This is a genomic window from Sorangium sp. So ce836, from assembly GCF_028553905.1.
Taxonomy (GTDB): Bacteria; Myxococcota_A; Polyangia; order Polyangiales; family Polyangiaceae; genus Sorangium; species Sorangium cellulosum_D.
The window spans coordinates 5,278,860-5,300,091 of record NZ_CP102233.1 but is presented as its reverse complement, the minus strand read 5'-3'; the positions used below and the strand labels follow the sequence as shown (position 1 = coordinate 5,300,091).

The following is a 21,232-nucleotide window of genomic DNA, read 5'->3' as shown; positions in this document are numbered from 1 at the left end:
CGCGCCATGAAGATCCTCTACGGCGTCGTCGGCGAAGGGATGGGGCACGCCATGCGCTCGCGCGTCGTGATCGAGCGCCTGCTCGAGCTGGGACACGAGCTCGAGATCATGGCGTCGGGGCGGGCGACCGATTTCCTGTCGAAGCGCTTCGCGGGCGTGAACCGCATCCACGGGCTCCACATGATCTACGAGGAGAACCGGGTCCGCCGCGGCAAGACGCTCTGGTCCAACGTGCTCTCGGGCGCGACCGGCATCCCGAAGAACATCGCCGCGTACTTCGAGCTCATCAAGGACTTTCGCCCCGAGCTCACGATCAGCGACTTCGAGTCGTGGACCTACCTCTACGCCAAGCTCCACCGGCTGCCGATCCTCTCGATCGACAACATGCAGATCATCAACCGGTGCACCCACGACGCGGAGATCGTCGCCGGCCACGAGGCGGGCTTCCAGCTCACGCGGGCGTTCGTGAAGAGCAAGCTGCCGTTCTGCCACCACTACGTGATCGCCACGTTCTTCCGCCCCCCGGTCCGCAAGCAGGAGACGACGCTGGTGCCGCCGATCCTCCGCCCCGAGATCATCGCCGCGAACCGCCGCCCCGGGGAGCACCTGCTCGTCTACCAGACCGCCGAGGGGAACGAGGCGCTCGCCGAGACGCTCGCCAGGACCGGGCTCGAGTGCCGCATCTACGGGATGCGCCGGAGCATCACCGAGGAGCAGGTCGAGGGGAACCTGCGCTACCGCCCGTTCAGCGAGGAGGGCTTCATCGACGACCTCGCCTCGTGCCGCGCCGTCATCGCCGGCGGGGGGTTCACGCTGATGGGCGAGGCGGTCTACCTGCGCAAGCCGATGCTCGCCGTCCCCCTCGGCCGCCAGTTCGAGCAGGTGCTCAACGCCCGCTACCTCGAGCGCGAGGGGTTCGGCCGCGCCGCCGACTCGCTCGACGACCCGGCCGTCATCGCGGACTTCGTGAAGGCCATCCCCGGCTGCGAAGAGAAGCTCGCGGGCTACTCCCAGGACGGCAACCGCCGGCTGTTCGAGGTGATGGACGGGCTGCTCGATCGCGCGCACGCCGGCGTGCTCTGAGCGCAGCGCGACGGCGCGGCGCGACGCGACGGCGCGGTGCGGCGTCGTCCTTCCTCGCCCCTCCGACGTCGCCGGACGCTACCGCGCGTTGCGGCTCTTCGCGCTCGGGCGTTGGCTCCAGGACGCCGAGGCGGTCTCCTCGATCCGGATGAGGACGGCGGTGATGTTGTCGCGGCCACCGTTCTCGTTGGCGCAGTCGATGAGCTTGCAGCACGCGTCGGCGAGCACGGCGTTGTCCTCGATGATGCGCGCGATCTCGCGATCGTCGACGAGCCCGTGGAGGCCGTCGGAGCAGAGGAGGAACACGTCGCCGGCCTCGACGCGCTCGGCGCGCAGGTCGACGTCGACGCTGGGGCCGATCCCGAGCGCGCGCGTGATCACGTTGCGGGGCAGGTACGCGAGGTCGCTCTCGGTGAGGTCGGGCCGCTCGAGGAGCGCGTCCGCGATCAGCGAGTGGTCGCGGGTCAGCTGCGCGATATCGCCGTTGCGGAGCAGGTAGCAGCGGCTGTCGCCGGCGTGCGCGACGTAGAACTTCCGCTCCCGCGGCGAGAACGCCGCGGCGACGACCGTGGTCCCCATGCCGCGGTAGAACCGCGAGTCGTCGGCGTGCGCGAAGATGCGCGCGTTCGCGTAGGTCACGGCGGCGCGGAGCCGGTCGCCGGTCGACGCCTTGCGTCGCTTGCCGTTCGCCTCGCGGAAGTAGCCGGCGATGGCGCTCGCGGCGATGCGGCTCGCGACCTCGCCGGCCTCGTGCCCGCCCATGCCATCCGCGACGACGTAGACGTTGAACTCGGGGAGGAGGATGTATCGGTCCTCGTTGTGGATCCGCTCCCTGCCGACGTCCGATAGACCTGCCGCGATGGCGCGCATTCGCCCCGAGTCTAGACGACGCTTGGCCTCTCAGGGAACTGGGTTAATCTCCCCCGCCATGCCCGACCTGGTGATCGACAACCCGTATACCCTCGAAGAAGCCGTCCGCCGGCCCCTCGCAGACCCGACCGAGGTCGACCGCCTCCTCGACGCCGCGACCGCCGCCGCGCGGAGCTTCTCGCGCACGTCCGTCGCCGAGCGCGCCGCCCTCTGCCTGCGCGCGGTCCAGCGCCTCGAGGCCAGCGCGCCGTCGATCGCCGCCGACATCACCCGCATGATGGGCAAGCCCCTGCGCCAATCCCGCAACGAAATCGCGGGGATGGCCAAGCGAGCTCGGCACATGATCTCGATCGCGGAGGCGGCGCTCGCCGACGTGGTCCTCCCGGAGCTCCCGGGGATGGAGCGGCGGATCGTGCGGGCGCCGCTCGGTGTGGTGTTCAACCTCCCGGCCTGGAATTACCCGCTCCTCACGGCCGTGAACGTGGTCATCCCCGCGGTGCTCTCGGGCAATGTCGTGCTGCTCAAGCACTCGCCGCGCTCGCCGCTCTGCGGGGAGCACTTCGCGACCGCCTTCGCCGAGGCCGGCGCGCCCCCCGGCCTGGTCCAGGCGTTCCACTGCGACCACCCGACCTCCGAGCGCATCGCGTCGGATCCGCGCGTCAATTTCGTGGCGTTCACAGGTTCCGTCGAAGGCGGACGGCGGATCTACGCGGCCACGTCGAAGAAGGTGGCCGTCGACGCCGGGCTGGAGCTCGGTGGTAAGGACGGGTCCTATGTCGCAGCCGACGCCGACCTCGAGAAGGCGGTGGACGGGATCGTCGACGGCGCCTGCTACAACGCCGGGCAGAGCTGCTGTGCGGTCGAGCGCGCGTATGTCCACCGCGACCTCTATCCGAAGTTCGTGGAGGCGGCGCTGGAGCTGATGAAGGGGTACGTCCTCGGGGATCCGACGGTCGAGCGCACGACCCTGGGTCCGATGGCGCAGCCGCACGCGCCGGCGTTCCTGGAGGCGCAGGTGAAGCAGGCGCTGTCGCGGGGCGCGCGGGCGCTCTGCGGCGGCCGGGCGACGCAGGTCGACGGCCGCGGGCGGTTCTTCCAGCCGACGCTGCTGGTCGACACGGCGCCGGATCTCGACGTGATGCGCATCGAGTCGTTCGGGCCGGTGCTGCCGGTGGTGCCGGTGTCGTCGGACGAGGAGGCGCTGGCGCTGATGAACGACAGCGATCTCGGGCTCACCGCGTCGGTCTGGACGCGGGACCGAGAGCGCGCGGCGCGGCTCGCGCGCGACCTCGAGGTCGGCACGGTCTACATGAACCAGTGCGACACGCTGGATCCGGCGCTCCCGTGGACGGCGGCGAAGAACAGCGGCAAGGGCGCGACGCTCTCGACGCTCGGGTTCCTGCACCTGACGCGGCCGAAGTCGATCAACTTCAAGCTCGGCTGACGGCCGAGCGGGCAACTTCAAGCTCGGCTGACGGCCGAGCGGGCAACTTCAAGCTCGGCTGACGGCCGAGCGGGCAACTTCAAGCTCGGCTGACGGCCGAGCGGGCGGCGCCGGCGCGCCGCAGGGCGTGCGCGCCGTGCGCCAGGTTCAACGAAGGCGCAAGGGAGGCCGTGCCGTTCAGGCCTCTCCTGCACCACGGCTCATGGGGAGTGCTGAGACATGGAAACACAGCAGATCTATCGCGGGCGTCTCATCGATCACATCCAGCTCGTCGTGGCGGACATCGCGGCGAGCAAGAGGTTCTACCGGGCGGTCTTCGACGCGATCGGGGTCCCCATCGGCGGCGAGGCCGACGATTACTTCTGGGCCGACGAGCTCTTCGTCTCGAACGCGAGCTCAAGGGCCGCCGCGGGCGCGCTCACCGGTCGGACGCACCTCGCGTTCCAGGCGAGCGACCGCGCGACGGTCGAGCGCTTCCACGCCGCCGCGATCGCCGCGGGCGGCAAGGACAACGGCGCCCCCGGCGAGCGCCCGTACCATCCCGGCTATTACGCGGCGTTCGTGCTGGATCCCGACGGGAACAACATCGAGGTCGTCCATCACGGGCCGGCGAACAGGTCGGCGGACGCTATCAAGATCACGTTCTGACCGGCGAAGGCGCGGCAGGGCTATCGAAGACGCACGCTGAAAACCTCCTCTCCAGCGCTCTTCACACGCCCTCTCTCCTCTTCCCCCTTGTGCATTTGTGCATTTGCGTTTCTTTCTCTCTCTGTTTCTCCTCAGCACGACGGCCGCACCGGCTCACCGTCGATGCAGATTCGCTTCCTCGCGACCGGCCTCGCCGCGACGTCGTTGAGGATCACGCCGAGGATGCGGCGCTCGCCGAGCTGCTCGACGGCCCGCGTGAGCGAGGACGCCCGGGTCACCGAGGCGCGGGCGACCACGAGGACGCCGTCGCAGGCATCCTCGATGACGTTGGCGTCGCCCGAGCCGAGGACCGGCGGGCCGTCGAGCACCACGTAGTCGTAGTAGCGCCGGAGCGCGCGCATGGCGGCCTCGAAGTGGATCGAGTGGAGCGCCGCGGGGTAGCTCGCCTCGAGCGACGGCTCCGCGAGCACCGAGAGCGAGGGGCTGAGGGCGATCACGCCGAGTGGGCGGGCCTCGCCGACCATGCGCCGGCGGAGCTGCTCCGAGAAGCTCGCGTGCGCGGGCAGCCGGAGGCCGAGGGTCGCCGCGACGCGGGGGCGCGCGAGGTGGCCCTCGACGAGGAGGACCCGCGCGCGCTCGGCCTCGGCGAGCGTCATCGCGAGGCGCGCCGCGACCGCGGTCTTGCCCTCGGCCCGGCCGGGGCTCACCACCGCGACCGTGAGCGGCTCGCCGCCCCGCCGCTGATCGAGCCGGTGCCGGAGCACCCGGAGGGCCGCGAGCGCCGACGCAGGCGCGCCCCGGAGCAGCTCGAACACCCCGCACCCCTCGGGGTCGACGTCGGCGCCGAGGATCTCCACCTCGGGCTCGCGGAACCCGGCGCCGCCGGCGTACGCGAGGTGGCGCGTGCCCACGCAGGCGAGCGATCCGCCGGGCGCGCCAGAGGCCGGCTCGGGAGCGCTCCAGGCCTCCTCGGCCGCGCTCCAGGCCGGCTCCGGCGCGCTCCAGGACGAGCCCGGGCCGGCGTCGCCATCGAGCTCCAGACCGTCCGGGAGCGTGTCCTCCTCGCCCTCGGCGAACCCGGGTTGACCCGGCTGCTCGGCGAACCCGGGTTGCCCCGGCTCGGCGAACCCGGGTTGCCCCGCCTCGGCAACCGGCTCGGCGAACCCGGGTTGACCCGGCTGCTCGGCGAACCCGGGTTGCCCCGGCTGCTCGGCGAACCCGGGTTGACCCGGCTCAGCGAACCCGGGTTGACCCGGCTCAGCGAACCCGGGTTGACCCGGCGCTGGCCCCGCACGTTCGTTGGGCCGCTCACCGCCGTCCTCGGGCGCGGCGGCGGGCGCCGCGCCGTACGCCGGCACGATCGCGCGCTCGCGGAGCGGCGGCTGCGGCGGGAGCTCCGGCATGGCGGCCAGCAGGGCGGGACCGCCGAGCGCGTGGATGTCGCCGCCGTCGTACAGCGTGTCGTTGAGCAGCACCCGGGCCCCGGCGACGCCCAGCGCGAAGAAGAACGTCACCGCGGCGCCCGCGAAGAACACGCGGCCCCGACCGCGATCCGGCCGGCTCGGCAGGTAGGCCGGATCGAGGACGTCGAGCTCGGTCTCGCTCTTGTTCTCCGCGGCGTCCGCGGAGAGGTCCGCGGCGCGCTCGTTGGCCTGCACGGCCTTCAGGTACTCACGCGCCCGCTCGAGATCGAGGCGGAGCCGGTGCCACTCGGTCTCGAGCTCGATCACCCGCTCCTCCGGGTCCGCGCCGGGCCCCGCCGGCGCGCGCCGCGCCTCGCCCGCAGCCGCCGCCCTGCCGCCGCCGGCGCGCGCGCGCAGGCCCGCGATCTGCCGGAGCAGCGCGCTCCGCTCCGCCGAGAGCGCGGCGCGCCGCGACGGCGTGAGCTCGCCCGCCTCGCCGCGCGGGACCTCGGTGAGGCCCGCGCGCACGAGCCCGAGCGCGCTCTCGGCGGCCGCGAGCTGGCTCCTGGCCGCCTCGACGCGGCGCTTCGCGGCGATGGCGTCCGGGTGGATCGAGGTCACGGTCGACAGCTTCTCGGCGAGCGCCGTCTCGGCCGACACGAGCGCCGCGGCGGCCGCGTCGCGGGCCCGCTGCGCGTCGACCACGCTCGGGGGCAACGGCTGCCCCGGCGCCGCCGCGGGCGAGCGCGCGACCCCGAGCAGCGCCTCCACCCGGGCGAGCTGCCGCTCGAGCGCGGCGAGCTGCGGGTCCATGGGGCGGGGCGGCGGCGAGGAGCGGGCCGCCGCGGGCGCGGGGGCGCCGGGCGAGCCGAGCGGCTGGGGCGCCGGCGCGTACGGCGAGTCGTTGAGACCCCACTGGAACTGCGGGTTCTTGGCGAGGAACGTCGCCAGCGCGCGGCTCGCCTCGTCGACCTTGGCGCTGGCCTCGGCGAGCTCCCGCCGCAAAAAATCGCGGGTCATCGTCGCGGCGCCGAGGCTGTCGCGGCGGTAATCGTCGATCAGGATCTGCGTGAGGCGGGCGGCGACCTGCTGCGCGACGAGCGGGTCGTCGTGGGTGAACGAGATGACGTACGTATCGCTGCTCTGCGCGCGGAAGCCGACGTGGCTCTTCATCTCCTCGACCGCCTCGACCATCGAGCGGGCGGTCTTCTCCGGGTACAGCCCGAACGCCTCGATGACGCCGGCGAGCGTCCCGCGCGCGATCAGCGTGTCCTTGAGCTTGGGCCCGAGGCGCGCCGCCCGCGCCGTGCTGCTCTGCGGGTCGCGGCCGGTCTGGATGGTCTCGCGGTAGAGGATGGTGGCCTCGCTCCGCCACACCCGCTTCGTGGCGAGCGCCAGGGCGAGGGAGATGGAGAGCCCGACGGCGATCAGCGCGGCCATCCCGCGCCAGTACATCCGGACGCGGCCGAGGACGCTGATCGCGCGATCGAGGCGCTCGCGGGGTGTGCTCTCCGTGCTCAGGCTGGACATGATGTTCCCCGCACCGTGGGCAGCGCCGTCCGGCGCCGCGCGGCGCAACGGGCGCGCCCGGGGCGCTTTGCCCTCGCCCGGCAAGGCGCGTGCTCGCGGGCGCGTCACCCAGGGGCGCACCCGCGCGAGGGGTCGAGAGGGGCGCAGATGGGGTGAGGAGGACGAGCGCCGTGGACGTTGCGCGTGCGGTGCGGGAGAGGTCCTTCGCGGACGTGCTCAGGGAGCCCGGCGCGCCTCGGTCTTCTTCAATCGCAACCTCTCGATCGGCGGGTGCGATCGGCGCAGGCAGCGCCGACCTCGCAGAGCGATGTGCGCCGGCTTCAGCGGCGGCCGCCGCGCGGTCACCAGCGAAGCAACCTCAATCCCGGAATTCTCGGAAAGCTGCGGTCATCTCGGGTTACCACGTCATACCCTACGGCGAGCGCAGTCGCCGCAATCAGCAGGTCGTGTGCACCAACAGGAGAGGCCTGTAGATACGATTCGGCGGAGTTGTAGAGCCCTGTCATCGCCGCTTCGCCCCCTCATGCGGACCTCTTCCACCCATTCCACGAGCAGGCCGTAATGCGCCATGCCGTCGACGTCGGTGTCGTGGACGCGCTCGCCGCTCACCTGGCGATCGAAGGCCACGGCGCGATCCCCGCGAGCTGCGGTCCCCAGTCCGGCCCCTCGAACAGCGTGAAGGCGTAGCTCACCGGCACCACGCCCGCGCCCCGCGCCCCGCGTCCCGGCCTGGGCGCCAAGCCCGTTCGTGTCGGCGCCATGGCGCATCGCCGCCGCCGCCTCCTCGCCATCGCCGGCCTCCACGCGGAACGCGGCCCAGCCGCCGGTCCCTTGACAGGGGCAGGTCGAGATCTATCTTCTAGATATATCTTTTAGAATATCGGTCCGGCGCCGCAGGGAGGCCCGGGCCTGGCGCCGGGGTCGTCCGCCCACGCGCGCGCGGCAGCTGAGTGCTCGCCGCCGTGGCGGTCCGCCGCCGAGCAAGAGAGGGATCGCGTCTATGTTCTGGGGATGTGAACATCATCATGACCACCACCATCACGCAGGCCCGCGCGGGCCGCGGGGTCCGTTCGGGAGGGGCCGGGGCGGCTTCGGCGGCGGGCCGCCCGGCTGGTGGGGCGACTGGTTCGGAGGGCCGCCGCTCCGCGCCGATCGCGGCGGCGTGCGCTACCTCGTCCTCGACGCGCTCGCCGAGCGGGCCCGCCACGGCTACGAGGTCATCCAGGCGATCGAGCAGCGCAGCGGCGACACCTACCGGCCGAGCCCCGGCGTCATCTATCCGACGCTGCAGATGCTCGAGGAGCTCGGCCATGCGCGCGTCATCGAGGCTGACGGCCGCAAGATCTACGAGATCACCGACGCCGGGCGCGAGGACCTCCAGGCGAACCGCGAGTACGTCGACGAGTTCTACGAGCGCTTCGCCGAGAGCTCGTGGGAGCGCTTCGCCGAGGACTTCGGCGACGTCATGAAGCGCGTCGGCGCGCTCATGAGAATGCTCCGCCACGCGATGCGCCGCGGGCGCCTCACGCCCGCCGTGCTCGCGCGCACCGTGAAGGTGCTCGACAAGGCGGCGGCCGAGATCGAGGAGCTGCTCGGCGAGGATCCGGAGAAGCGCCCCGGCCGGCGCCCGTGATCCGCGCGCATCCGCGCCGGCGCGCCGAGGGCCGCAGCCCGCATCGCGCGCCCCGCGCGGCGACCTCGCGGCACGGGCGCTGATCCGATGTCGTGACATCGGTCATCCGCCGACCACACACGCATTCAATCCTTCACATCACACATCCGAGCGGGCCTGAGGCCACGTCCGTTCACATCGGACACGCGGAGCGGTCGTGTAGGCCGCGCAATGTTGGCTCGCCCTCCAAACGATCTTGTGATCGAGATGCGATTGACCTAATCTGCTTGTTGCGCTCGGGGGGCGCAGGGGGTCGACGCAGAGCTGATCTGCGGACCGCTCGTCGGGCGAGTGGCGTCTGAGGAGAGTGCGCTGGGGAGCTCGCGCGGCGGGGCGCCGCGGGGGACTGCGCGGTGGTCCATCGAGGCGACGGATCCAGCGCGAGCATCGTGCGGAGGCGGAACGTGAGCATGAAATCCATCGAGCACGTCGTGCTCGTCATCCTCGAAAATCGCTCCTTCGACAGCGTCCTCGGCTGGCTGTACGCAGACCCGAGCGCGGGCCCGGCGCTGAACATCCCGGAGCCCGCGCCGGGAGAGCGCCGGTTCGAGGGCCTGGCGGGCCTCGATCCGGCGGCGTTCACCAATGTCGCGGAGGGGCTCAGCTGCGCGCCCGTGAAGGGGGCATCGGCCATGAACGTGCCCTGCGTCGCGCCGAACGAGGAGTTCGCGAGCGTGAACGTCCAGCTCTTCGGACAGGAGGACGTCAGGCCCGGCGACACCCCCACCATGAAGGGATTCGTTCAGGATTACATGACGGCCCTCAAGAAGTCGGGCATCGCCGACCGCGCTCCGGACGCGCTCCGGGACCTCGCCGGAGAGGTCATGGAGAGCTACACCCCCGACCAGCTCCCGGTCATCAACGGGCTCGCAGAGCACTACGCCGTCTGCGATATGTGGTTCTCGTCGGTCCCGTCGCAGACGAACCCCAACCGGGCCTTCGCCTTCTGCGGTACCTCCCTCGGGCTGACGGACAACGGCTGGCTCGAGAAGGACCCGAGGGCCAAGCTGGTCGAGGAGAAGGTCGGTTATCGCCTCGGCGACGACCAGTTCGAGACGACCACCCTCTGGAACGCCCTCCACGAGGCCGGCCACGACGACTGGGCGATCTTCTGGCAGACGAGCACCCTCCCCGAGAAGATCTCGATCGCCCTCACCGGCGGGAAGACCCGCCTCCAGCCGCTCATCGAGCACATCGTCCAGTTTGCGGAGGACCTCGACGCCGATCACCAGAAGTACCTGGTCGAGCTCTCGTCCGGCGATCTCCCGTCCTGCTACACGTACCGGCTGTTCCCCGGCCTGCGCGCGATCCCGGGCGTGGAGCGCCGCTTCGCGCGCGTGGAGCGGTTCCACGAGCAGGCGCGCGCCGGGGCGCTCCCGCGGTTCAGCGTGATCGAGCCGTTCTGGACCGTCTCGCAGGCGTCCACGGATCTGACGTGGGAGCAGAGCCTCGCCACCGCGATGGGCAACGACTACCACCCGCCGGGGAACCTGAGCGCGGGGGAGACGTTCCTGCAGAGCGTCTACATGAGCCTCATCGCGAACAGGGCGGCATGGGAGAAGACGCTGCTCATCGTGACGTTCGACGAGGGCGTGGGCACCTTCGACCACGTGCCGCCGCCCGCCGCGGTGCCCCCGTGGGGGAGCGGCGGCTCCGCGCCCGCGACCCAGCACGGCTTCGACTTCGCTCGTCATGGCGTCCGGGTGCCCGCGATCCTGGTGTCGCCGCGCATCCGGCGAGGCACCGTGTTCCGCTCGACCCGCGATCAGCCCTACGATCACACCTCGCTCATCGCCACGATCCTCAAGTGGTACGGGGAGGAGCGGCGCCTGCCCGCGTTCCAGCAGCGCGCGATGGGCGCGCCCACCTTCGAGGAGGTCCTCACGCTGGAGGAGCCCCGCCGCGACGAGCGCGACGTCCGGTTCCTCCAGGTGAAGCGCGAGCCGGGGCAGCCGCTCAAGTACCTGGATCGGTTCACCCTACGGAGCCACGCCGGCGAGCGCGTCTCGGCCGCCGCCCGAAAATCGACGATCCTGGGCTTGCTCTCGCTCTCGGACCCGAAGGTCGCGGAGTACTTTCCGACCCTCGGCGGCGAGGCCGTCCAGCTCTTCCTGGAGAAGAGCGCGAGAGAGGCCAGCGCGGGCAAGGTGCGCGACGGCGACGAGGTCGCGCTCGTCTCGACCGAGGTGGAGATCGGCGCCTACAACACGCTGGGCGCGTGGAGCCTCACCGGGGACTGTTACTATTTCAACGATTACGATCCGGCCGTGGACGAGGACAGGTACGAGAAGCAGACCTGGGTCCTCGAGGCCGTGGAGAAGGGCCGACCCGTCCAGTTCGGGGACGCGGTGGCCTTCAGGAGCAAGCGATCCGGGGCGTACCTGGCCCCGGACGGGAACGGCGTGAAGACCCATAGGAGCGCTTATCATTGGATCATCGAGCCGATCACCTCCCCGCCCGACGCGCAGCGCGGCAGCGCGGCAGCGAATCGTCAGTGAACCCGAAACACCCATGGAGCAGAGCATGAATCGTCTTTCGTCCGACATCGAAGAGATCGACGGTGAATACGACGTCGTCGTCGTGGGTTCGGGCTACGGCGGCGCGATCATGGCGTCGCGGCTGGCGCGCGCCGGCATGAAGGTCTGCGTGCTCGAGCGCGGGCGGGAGCGGCAGCCGGGCGAGTATCCGAACACCCCCCTCGAGGCCCTCGCCGAGATGCAGATGAACCTGCCGGAGGTGGGTCACGAGGGCTCGCGCACGGGGCTGTTCGATCTGCATGTCAACAAGGACATCGGCGTGCTCGTCGGCTGCGGCCTCGGCGGCACCTCCCTCATCAACGCGAACGTCTCGATCCGCGCCGAGCCGCGCGTCTTCGACGACCCGCGCTGGCCGGCCGAGCTCCGGAGCGAGAAGATGGAGCACCTCAACACCGGATACAGGCTCGCCGAGCGGATGCTCTCGCCGACCCCCTACCCCGAGACCTACCCGCCGCTGCCCAAGCTGACGGCGCTGCAGCGCTCGGCGGACGTGATGGGGCAGCCGTTCCGGCGCACCAACATCAACGTGACCTTCAAGGACGGCATCAACGCCGCCGGCGTCGCGCAGAAGGCCTGCAACAACTGCGGCGACTGCTGTTCCGGCTGCAATTACGGCTCGAAGAACACCGTGTTGATGAACTACCTGCCCGACGCCAAGCGGCACGGCGCCCACATCTTCGTCGAGGTGAGCGTGCGCCACGTCGAGCGGCGGAGCGACGGGAAATGGAACGTTCATTACCAGGTGCTCGACACCGGCCGCGAGGCGTTCGACGCGCCGACCTTGGTGGTCACCGCCGACATCGTCGTCCTGTCCGCCGGGACGCTGGGCTCGACCGAGATCCTGCTCCGCTCGAAGGAGGTCGGATTACCGCTGTCCGACCAGCTCGGCCGGGGGTTCAGCGGCAACGGGGACATGCTCGGGTTCGGCTACAACTGCACGCCGAAGCTCGAAGGGATCGGCTTCGGACACCGGGCGGTCTCCGCGGCGTCGCCGGTCGGGCCGTGCATCACGGGCGTGATCGACATGCGCAACCAGGCCGACATGAAGGACGACATCATCATCGAGGAGGGCGCGATCCCCGGCGCGCTGGCGCCGCTCTTGCCGCTCATGTTCCAGGCGGCCTCCTGCACCGGCGGCTCGAACACGGCGCCGCAGAACGCGGTCGCCCAGGGGGTGCGCGAGGCCGAGTCGCTCCTCCTCGGCGCGTATCACGGCGCCACGATGCACACGCAAACGTATCTCGTGATGGGGCACGAGGCGAACTGCGGCACGATGAAGCTGGAGGGCGATCAGCTGCGGATCGACTGGCCGCAGGTGGGCACCGAGCCGATCTTCGAGAAGATGAACGCGCGCCTCTTCCAGACGACGACGCCGCTCGAGGGGATCTCGGTCAAGGACCCGATCTGGTCCCCGAAGGTCGGAGACAAGCTGATCACCGTGCACCCGCTCGGCGGCTGCATGATGGCCGACTCGGCCGAGTCGGGCGTCGTGAACCACAAGGGCACGGTCTTCGCGTCGAGCGCGGGCGCCGCGGTCCACGAGGGGCTCTACGTGTGCGACGGGTCGATCATCCCCGTCTCGCTCGGCGTCAACCCGCTGCTCACGATCTCGGCGCTGGCGGAGCGCTGCGCCATCCACCTCGCCCGAGACCGTGGGCTCCACATCGATTACTCGGACAAGGGCCCGATCCCGCCCGAGCCCCAGACGCGCAAGCCGGGGATCCGCTTCACCGAGACGATGAAGGGCTACTTCTCGAAGGCGGTCGACAGCGATTTCCAGACGGCCGCCGACCTGGGCAAGCAGGAGGATTCGAGCTTCAAGTTCATCCTCACGATCGTGTCGGAGGACGTCGACGCCATGATCGCGAGCCCCGAGCACGAGGCGCGCACGCTGGGCACGGTGGACGCGCCCGCGCTCTCGGGGCGGCCGCTCACGGTGACGCACGGGACGTTCAACCTCTTCGTGCAAGATCCGAACGCCGCCGACACGCGGCTCATGAAATACAAGATGCGGATGCGGTCGGAGGAGGGGCGCTCGTTCTATTTCTACGGGTTCAAGGTGATCACCGACCGCCCGTTCTGGGACGCGTGGCACGACACCACCACGCTCTACATCACCATCCACGAGGGCCAGGACGAGACGGGCCCGGCGATCGGCAAGGGCATCCTGGTGATCGAGCCCGAGGATTTCATCCGACAGCTCGGGACGCTCGACGTCACGAACGCGAAGAACGCCGAGGAGCGCCTCGCGACGACGGTGAAGTTCGGGCGCTACTTCGCGGGCGTGGTCTACGATTATTACGGCGGCGTGGTGGCGCCCCTGGAGTTCGCCGACTCGAACCCCCCGCCCCAGAAGCGCAGGCCGCTGCGGGTGCCCGGCCCGCGCCTCTACCCGTTCAAGAGCGGCGATGGAGTCGACCTCCTCCTGACGCGGTACCAGGGCGGCTCGAAGGGCCCGGTGATGCTCGCGCACGGGCTCGGCGTCTCGAGCCGCATCTTCTCGACCGACGCCATCGAGACGAACCTGCTCGAGCACCTCGTGGCGCACGGCTACGACGTCTGGCTGCTCGACTTCCGGTCGAGCGTGCTGCTCCCAGCGTCGAAGACGCAGTACACGGCCGATCAGATCGCGCTTTACGACTACCCCGCAGCGGTGGCGAAGGTGCGTGAGGCCACCGGCGCGGCGGGCGTGCAGGTCGTCGCCCACTGCTACGGCGCGACGACGTTCACGATGGCGATGCTCGCCGGGCTGAAGGGCGTCCGCTCCGCGGTGATCTCGCAGATCTCCACGCACGTGGTCACGCCCGCCATGGTGCACCTGAAGGCGGGGCTGCACGCGCCGAGCGTGCTCGAGGCGCTCGGCGTCGGGTCGCTCACGACGAACGCCTCTTCCCACGAGGGGTTCTTCTCGCGCCTCTACGATCGTGCGCTCGAGCTGTATCCCGTCGGGGACGGCGAGCACTGCAACAGCGCGGTGTGTCATCGGATCTCGTTCATGTACTCGCTGCTCTACGAGCACGCGCAGCTCAACCACGCCACGCACGAGCGGCTCTACGAGCTCTTCGGAGAGGCGACGATGCGCGCCTTCGAGGGCCTCGCGCTGATGACCCGCAAGGGTCACGTGGTCGACGCCGAGGGGAAGGACGTGTATCTGCCGCACCTCGATCGGATGGCGATCCCGATCCGCTTCGTCCACGGCGCGGAGAACCAGTGTTTCCTGCCGGCGAGCACCGAGAAGACGGTCGAGGTGCTGTCGGCGAGGAACGGCGCGGGCCTCTATTCGCGCAACGTCATCCCCGGGTACGGCCACATCGACTGCATCTTCGGGAAGAACGCGTCGACCGACGTGTACCCGTTCATGGTCGAGCACCTCGACCGCACCTGACGCGCGCGCCGCGGGCCGGGGCGGCGGCCTCGCCGCGCGCCGGCGCGGCGAGGCGTGCCTCTGCGTCACAGCCGCTGTGAGTAGTACTCGATGATGAGCTGAACCTGGATCGGGAACGGGATGCTCGTCTCGTCCGGCAGGCTGGTCACGCGCGCCTGCCGGGCGTCCTTGTCGATCGCGAGCCACGAGGGGCCATGACGTCCGCTCGCGCGAGGCGCAGGGAGGCCTGGGTCAAGAAGGCGGAGATCCGCTCGGGGCCGAGCTGGGCGTCAAGTTGGCGACTCGGCGATCTGCGACCTCAACCAGGTTCGACCTGCAGCCTCAACCAGGTTGACCGGCGGCGTGCCCAGCGCCTGGCCGACGGCGCCACCACGGTGAGGCGGCTACCGCGCTCTCCCAGCAAGGGCGACCGCTCGGAGGCCTCGCTCGCCCGGCCGCTCCCCTGAGCGGCGCGTCAGGCGCGTCGGGCTGGCCCAGCGTCGCGCGCCGGCCGCCTTCATCGACGTCGCCATGGCGCGGAGCGCGCGGAGCTCGATGTCGTCGGCGATGCGCTCTTCGAGGAAGCGCATCGGCGAGCCTGGCGTTCGCGCGCTCGCCCAGAGGAGCGCCGCCGCCTCCCTTGCCGGCGCAGCGGCGCGCGCGCTCGCCCAGCGGGCCGCGAGCGCCGCGACGCAGAGCCCACGGTAGGTGCGCACCTCGTCGGCGAGCACGGCGTCGAGCGCGCTGGCGAGCCGGCGCGCCGCGCGAGCGCTCGTCAGCGCGCGGTCGATGAGGACGCGCAACGCTTCGCCGGACGGCTCCTCCGCGACGGCGCCGTCCTCGCGTCCCATCGCGGCGCTCACCAGGGCGCCGATCGCTTCGCACGAGAGCGCGAGCGCCACGATCAGCCGGAGGACGCGCGGCGAGCAATGCCACGGGCGCGAGCCGGCGAGCCCGAGCGGGGCCCTCGCGGGGGCGAGCGAGCGCGCGAGCGGTGTATCGAGCGGCGGGGTGTCGCTCCGCCACCCCCGAAGAGCCGCTGCGCGCTCACCGACCATCGGCGACGGCGCTGCCGGACCGCCCTTCACGAGCGCCTCCTCCCGCTGCCCGCCACGCCGCGAAATGCGCGGCACCCAACGTCGCGGAGCGAGAGCTGCCGCCAGAAGGCAACCAGGCCGTGTTCAAACCCCGCCAGGGCGCTCCTTGAACTGATAATGATCTTCATTTTCAATAAACATATGGCGAAGCGGATGGGCGGGTCAAGAAATTTCGCGGGGTGCGGCGACTCGATCCGGCCCGATCCGAAGCCGATCTGACCCAGGTTGAGGCGACCCGACCTGACCCAGGTTGAGGCGACCGAGGCCACCCAGACCCGACCCGGGTTGAGGCGACCCGACCTGACCCAGGTTGAGGCGACCGAGGCCACCCAGACCCGACCCGGGTCGAGGCGTGATCCCAACCCGGGTCGGACGCTGCGCTGCTGCGCCGCAACCTGGTTCGGGTCGACCTGACCCAGGTTGCGGCAACCGACCCAGGTTGCGGCAACCGACGCAACCCAGGACTGACCCGGGTTGAAATCAATGGCGTCCCAACCCGGGTCGATGGCGTCCCAACCCGGGTCGGGTCGGTCGGTCGGTCGGTCGGTCGCTCAACCCGGGTCGGGTGGGGGGTGGCCGGCGGGTCGGGTGGGGGGGTGGCCGGCGGCCGGCGGTCGGTCGCTCAACCTGGGTCGGGTCGGTTGGGCGCAACCCGGGTCGGGTCGGTTGCTCAACCCGGGTCGGGTCGGTTGAGCGGTCGGGCCAACCTGGGTCGGACCAACCAGCTCAACCCGGGTCGGGCCGGTTGCACTCTGGCTGGATCAGCTCTGGCTCAGCTCAACCCGGGTCGGGCCAACCCGGGTCGGGCCAGTCGGGCCAACCCGGGTCGGGTCCCCCCGCGGGTCAGGTCACCCCGCCGCCTGCGCTGAAAGCAGCGCGCGCATCGCAGGCGTCACGACCTCCGCGATCGCGCGGCTCCACGAGCCGGCCACCACGACGCCGCCGGGGCGACCGTGCGCTGCGAGCGCCTCGGCGGAGCCGTCCGTCGCCGCGGCTGCCGGCGACGGCGCGGCAAGCCCCGCCTCGAAGGCCGCCGCGACCGCCCGGCGCACCGCCTCCCCGCCCGTCTGCAGCGCCCAGGCCACGAAGCGCCACGCGAGCTCGGCGTGCCGCGCCTCGTCGTCCGCGATCGCCGCGAGGACGCTCCGGACCGCGGCGTCGGTCGCATGCGCGAGCTGCTCGCTGGCCTGCACCGCCGCCAGCGTCTCGCCGATGCAGCCTTCACGCACGGCGCGCGACGCGAGCTCCGCCAGGTCCGACGTGACCTCGACGACGCCGCCAAACGCGAACGGCGCCGGCTCCAGCGCCGCGCCGGCGTACGCGCTCGCCAGCCCGAAGCAGAGCGCCGCGTGGCGCACCTCGTCGCGCGCGGCCTCGTGCGCGGCCGCGAGCATCTCGGCGGGAGCGCCGACCGCCATCATCTCCAGCGCGAACCGCGAGAACGAGGCGACCGATGCGTGCTCGAGCAACGCGTCGCGGAGCCACGCCTCGGCCAGCGCGGCGCGGGTCTCCTGCCCGAGCCCCGCGAGGTCCGGCCGCGGCGCGCCGCCCCACCCGCCCGCATCTCTCCGCTGCTCGCGCGCGGTGCGGGCGCGCTCGCCCACGAGAAACGGCCGGCCCGAGCCGCCGCAGCTCGCGGTGAACTCGTAGCAGCACTGGCCATTGCGAAAGACGCCGTCACCGATGCTGCTGTACCAGCACCCAGGCGGCGGGAGAGGGACGTTCGCGCCGACGGGATCGAGCGGCTCGCAGGCGCCCGCAAACACTCCGCCGGAGCCCCCCGCCCCGCCCTCCCCTCCCGCGCCGCCCTGCCCTCCGCCCCCCTGGGCCCGTGGCTCGACGCACACCGTTCCTTCCTCGCTCCACGAGACGCCGCCGACCTGCACCGTCGTGACGGGATCGGCGCCCCCGCCGCCCTCCCCGCCCATCCCACCACGCGCCCCCGCGCCATCCTCGCTCGCGCCGCCGCCGCCATCGCCCGGCGCCGGCTCTTCCATGACGACGCTGGCGCAGGCGACGTTATCAACCGCCAGACCGAGCGTCGCGGTGGCGAGGATGGCTCGGGTCAGACGGCGAGCGAACGCGCTTCGGAAATGAGCGGGAGCGGAGGGCGTGATGGTCATTGGACCATCGAGAAGCATCCCGCATACCATCAAGATTCGCGGGATTCAGGGCTCCTCCGCCGACATACACGGCACAGCGTGGCACACCCCGCCGGCACAGCTGCGCCTCGATTCAGACCAGAAACCCCCGCGCTCGCGCGATCGCCTCGATCGCCGGCCGCCGCCGCTCCAGCTCGTCGACATCCTTGACGGGAAGGAACCGGGCCGCGAGCCCCTCTCGAGGCACTCGCAGGAACCTGGCCGGGAGACCGAAGGTGATCTCGTTCAAGATGCGCTCGAACTGGATCGCCTTGCGATCTCCCACCTTCTTCTCGACCTCCACATAGACCCAGTCCATCGCGAGCGCGCTGAGCGCCTCGGCGCTCGCAAGGAAGGTGTTGGTGTTGAAGACCGGCACCACCTTCGGATCGAAGCCGACCGGCAGCCGGAAGTCCTCCGCGATCACCGGGCGGCCGTTCCACCGCAACGGGCCGCCGCCCTTGTCGCCGCCCTTGTCGACCACCTCGACCGTGAGCGGCCCGCCGTGGCCGAGGTGCCAGCCGAGGATGACCGGATCCACCGTCGCGCCGAGGTTGTCGAGGTTGGCGATCCAGACGGTCTTTCCGCCGCGCGCGAGGAAGCGGCCGAGGATGCCGCTCTCCCGGAGCGCATCCGGCAGGTCGCCGTGGCCGGTCGCATAGACGCTCGGCTCGCCGTTCTCGTCGAGGAACAGCTCACCTTCCGGGGTGAGGCGCAGGGAGACGTGCTGCTCGAACGTGGTGCAGAGGTCGCCCTGCTCGTCGAGTCGCGCGCCGAGCGCCTCGCGGATCGGGCCGTCCGTCGCCTCGCTGGTCATCAGCCACAGCGGCACCGGGACGCCCGTCTCGCGCCGGAGGTGATCGCTCTCGGCGAGGCGCAGATCGAGGAAGGTCCGACCGGGCAGCACCTCCACGAGCGCCTTGACCACGCCGCCCATCCGGGTGGCCATCCCGCCCGCGAGGACGCAGAGCGCGACCTCGCCGCGCCGGAGCGCGGCAAGGCCCGCCTCGCGGCAGCGGGCGTGCTCGGGCGTGCCCTCGGCCGGCAGCTCCATGACGTCGCCGGGCGCCGGCGGCTCGACCGTGCCAGGGAGCCGGTTGCGGGCGTCCCGGTCCTTGCCGATGGACGCGGCCCACCGGGCCACACGGTCGGGGTCGAACCCTCGAGCCCGGAGGCGGGCGAGCAGCGGGGCGGGGAGCGCGGCGATCTGCTGGGCGAGCGAAGACACGCTATCTTCAAAAGCACGATGCGCTGCGCGAGGCAACGGCAGAGTGCAGCGGTTCGCGCGCGCAGCCAGCGCTCAGCCAGAGCCCAGCCAGCGCCGAGCGAGTTTGCCGGCGATGCCGCTCCCGGCGTGCGCCGCCTGGCTCCGGGCCGCGCTGAATGCATCGTACGCTGTTCCCTGATGGGCGTCCGGAGATGCCGATTTCAGGCTTCGCCGACGAGGCGCGAGCGCCCCCAGGGAATACGAAGACCCGTCAGCCGTGTCCGCGCTCGCCCGCTGGCGCGCGCCGCTACGCGTTCTTCGCGAAGGGCGCCATGTGCTCGGCGAGCGCCTTCTGGAAGGCCGGCCGCGCCTCGCACCGCAGGCGGTACGCCTCGAGGGCCGGGATCTCCGCGACGAGCTCCGTATGGCGCAGGATGCGCAGCACCGTGGTCATGAGCAAGTCTCCCGCGGTGAAGCGATCCTCGAGGTAGTCCCGCTCGCCCAGCCAGTCGGACAGCTTCGTCAGCCGCGCCTTGACGGCCTTGACCGCCGACGGCCGGCGCAGCTGCGCCCATTCCTCGTTGGGATGGAACAGGTCGATCTCGGCGAGGTTCTGGACGTGCGGCTCGACCGTGTTCAGCGCCGCGAACATCCACGATTTGGTGCGCGCACGACCGACGGGATCGGACGGCATCAGCGCCTCGGAGCGCTCGGCGATATGCAGCACGATGGCGCCGGACTCGAACATCACGAGCCCGTCCTCCTCGTAGGCGGGCACCTGCCCGAACGGCTGAAGGCGGCGGTAGTCCGCGGACGCCTGCTCCTCGTTCCCGATCAGCCGCTCCTCGTAGGTGAGGCCCGCCTCGGCCAGCGCCCAGCGCACGCGGAGATCGCGCACCAGCCCTCGTGCAAAGGGCGGAACCCAGCCGAATGCGCATACCGTGATCTTGGGCATCTAGATTTTCTTCTCTCAGGGGGCTGACCGGTGAGCTGCCGATCCGCCGATTCCAGGCCAGAGGGGATGGGGACCGATCCGCGCGAGGTCGTCTCGGCCGCTCCGGCCGATCCGGCTCTGGCCGAGCGGTGCGATCCGAGCGCCGGCGAGGCTACCAGCGCCCGGTCGCGCTCGTCCACCCCTCGATCCGCCGCCGTCCACGCGCGGCGCCGCGCCCCATGTCTCCTCCGGCCCGAGGCGCCCGGCAGCGCGCGAGGCTCGCCCGCGACGCGGGATCCACGGCGCCCTCGCGGTGCGGCCCGTCGACGTGAATCACGGTGTCGCGCCGCGCACGCCTCTCGCGGTCAGCGGCCCGCGGGCTCCAGGAACAGCTCTTCCACCGCCGTCGCGGTCGCCGCCCGCTGGAGCCATCGCTCCAACACGCTCAGGTCCGTCTCGCTCAGGATCCGGCCTCTCGCCTCCTCGCTCGCGGGGATGCCGCGCGCGCCGAGGATCATCAGGATCGCCGCCGACAGCCGCTCCAACGCCTGCTCTGCCCGCGCCTGCTCTCGCTCGATCCGGGCCTCGGCGGCCTCGATCATCCTCTCCAGCTTGCCCACCAGCTCGCCGGCGGTGACCAGCTCGGCCGTGTCCGCATAGAACCGCAGCCGACCTGACTCCACCGTGAGATCCAGCTCGAGGACCTCCGATCGGTACCGCCCGACGCGCGAGGCGATGCTCTCGTAGCGCCGCACGCCCGTGGACGGCAGCCTGTAGCCTCGGAGGTGCCCGCGCTGGATGTCGTAGACGAAGTACTCGCGAATCCCGAGAGCCGCATACCTCGCGACGTTGTCGACGAAGTCCTTGCGCCAGTCGCCCGCGTAGTGCACCTCGATCGCCAGGTCGATCCCCTTGCCTTCGGCGCTGACCATCCAGCAGAGGCGCGGGCCGGGATCGACGTCGGTCACCGCGATCACGTCGGGCGTGAAGCCCTTCTCGCCCGGGTAGTAGACCTTGATCTCGGCGCCGATGTAGATGCGCCGCCCGCGCCGGCCGAACCACGCGCGGAGCGTGTCGCGCGCCTCCATCTTGGCGTCGAGGTGCGGGTCCCCTTCGGCCATGGCCTCGCGCTCGTCGAGCTCTTCCTGCGACTCCGAGGCGAGGAGCGCTCGAACGGCCTGCTCCCGCTGCGCGGGCGACATCGCCGCCCACTGCGCCTCGGTGGGAGCTCGGGGGGCCTCGGACGGGATCGGCGCCGCGGTGGGGTCGCCCGGCTTGCGGATGGGGGCCGACATGCCGACC

Annotated in this window: 14 protein-coding genes; 7 read left to right on the top strand and 7 right to left on the bottom strand. The window is 71.3% G+C overall.

All coding sequences use genetic code 11. From position 1 onward, the window contains the following. Positions 1-6: 6 nt before the first annotated feature. Positions 7-1,083, top strand: a complete 1,077-nt coding sequence (locus NQZ70_RS19295; RefSeq protein WP_129575524.1) for an MJ1255/VC2487 family glycosyltransferase — start codon at positions 7-9, stop codon at positions 1,081-1,083. A 78-nt stretch (positions 1,084-1,161) separates the two neighbouring features. Here the strand turns inward: NQZ70_RS19295 and NQZ70_RS19290 are convergent, their stop codons facing one another. Further along, the gene (locus NQZ70_RS19290) at positions 1,162-1,953 is read right to left on the bottom strand and encodes a Stp1/IreP family PP2C-type Ser/Thr phosphatase (protein WP_129575523.1); all 792 of its coding nucleotides are present in this window, start codon (positions 1,951-1,953) and stop codon (positions 1,162-1,164) included. 58 nt (positions 1,954-2,011) lie between these two features. On the opposite strand from NQZ70_RS19290, the gene NQZ70_RS19285 reads away from it, so the two are divergent. Further along, the gene (locus NQZ70_RS19285) at positions 2,012-3,397 is read left to right on the top strand and encodes an aldehyde dehydrogenase family protein (RefSeq protein ID WP_129575522.1); all 1,386 of its coding nucleotides are present in this window, start codon (positions 2,012-2,014) and stop codon (positions 3,395-3,397) included. Positions 3,398-3,616: 219 nt separating this feature from the next. Beyond that, positions 3,617-4,045 carry a VOC family protein gene (locus NQZ70_RS19280; protein ID WP_129575521.1) on the top strand — a complete coding sequence of 143 codons (429 nt, stop codon included), beginning with the start codon at positions 3,617-3,619 and terminating at the stop codon, positions 4,043-4,045. Positions 4,046-4,176: 131 nt separating this feature from the next. Here the strand turns inward: NQZ70_RS19280 and NQZ70_RS19275 are convergent, their stop codons facing one another. Then, a complete protein-coding gene (locus tag NQZ70_RS19275; RefSeq protein WP_129575520.1) occupies positions 4,177-6,978 on the bottom strand; it encodes a hypothetical protein in 2,802 nt (933 codons plus the stop codon). 561 nt (positions 6,979-7,539) lie between these two features. Here NQZ70_RS19275 and NQZ70_RS19270 point away from each other — a divergent pair. The 4 genes from NQZ70_RS19270 (at position 7,540) to NQZ70_RS19255 (ending at position 14,572) form a co-directional block, all read left to right on the top strand. Continuing rightward, positions 7,540-7,665 carry a hypothetical protein gene (locus NQZ70_RS19270; protein WP_257792781.1) on the top strand — a complete coding sequence of 42 codons (126 nt, stop codon included), beginning with the start codon at positions 7,540-7,542 and terminating at the stop codon, positions 7,663-7,665. Between the two features lie 313 nt (positions 7,666-7,978). Next, entirely contained in the window at positions 7,979-8,611 is a 633-nt protein-coding gene (locus tag NQZ70_RS19265; protein WP_129575519.1) for a PadR family transcriptional regulator, read from the top strand. A 449-nt stretch (positions 8,612-9,060) separates the two neighbouring features. After that, positions 9,061-11,148 carry an alkaline phosphatase family protein gene (locus tag NQZ70_RS19260; protein ID WP_237245660.1) on the top strand — a complete coding sequence of 696 codons (2,088 nt, stop codon included), beginning with the start codon at positions 9,061-9,063 and terminating at the stop codon, positions 11,146-11,148. A 25-nt stretch (positions 11,149-11,173) separates the two neighbouring features. Further along, positions 11,174-14,572 (top strand): alpha/beta fold hydrolase, encoded by a 3,399-nt coding sequence (locus NQZ70_RS19255; RefSeq protein ID WP_129575517.1) that lies wholly within the window; start codon positions 11,174-11,176, stop codon positions 14,570-14,572. 383 nt (positions 14,573-14,955) lie between these two features. On the opposite strand, the gene NQZ70_RS19250 is transcribed toward NQZ70_RS19255, so the two are convergent. From NQZ70_RS19250 to NQZ70_RS19230, 5 genes are all read right to left on the bottom strand, one after another. Further along, on the bottom strand, positions 14,956-15,639 hold the full coding sequence (locus NQZ70_RS19250; RefSeq protein ID WP_129575516.1) for a hypothetical protein: 684 nt from the start codon (positions 15,637-15,639) through the stop codon (positions 14,956-14,958). An 857-nt stretch (positions 15,640-16,496) separates the two neighbouring features. Then, positions 16,497-17,645 carry a ferritin-like domain-containing protein gene (locus tag NQZ70_RS19245; protein ID WP_257792780.1) on the bottom strand — a complete coding sequence of 383 codons (1,149 nt, stop codon included), beginning with the start codon at positions 17,643-17,645 and terminating at the stop codon, positions 16,497-16,499. Between the two features lie 238 nt (positions 17,646-17,883). Beyond that, positions 17,884-19,017, bottom strand: a complete 1,134-nt coding sequence (locus NQZ70_RS19240; RefSeq protein ID WP_129575514.1) for a UTP--glucose-1-phosphate uridylyltransferase — start codon at positions 19,015-19,017, stop codon at positions 17,884-17,886. Between the two features lie 286 nt (positions 19,018-19,303). Next, complete coding sequence (locus NQZ70_RS19235; protein ID WP_129575513.1) at positions 19,304-19,951, bottom strand: glutathione S-transferase family protein; 648 nt, start codon at positions 19,949-19,951, stop codon at positions 19,304-19,306. Between the two features lie 344 nt (positions 19,952-20,295). Continuing rightward, positions 20,296-21,225: a Uma2 family endonuclease gene (locus NQZ70_RS19230; protein WP_237245432.1), complete on the bottom strand. Its 930-nt coding sequence runs from the start codon at positions 21,223-21,225 to the stop codon at positions 20,296-20,298. Positions 21,226-21,232 lie beyond the last annotated feature (7 nt).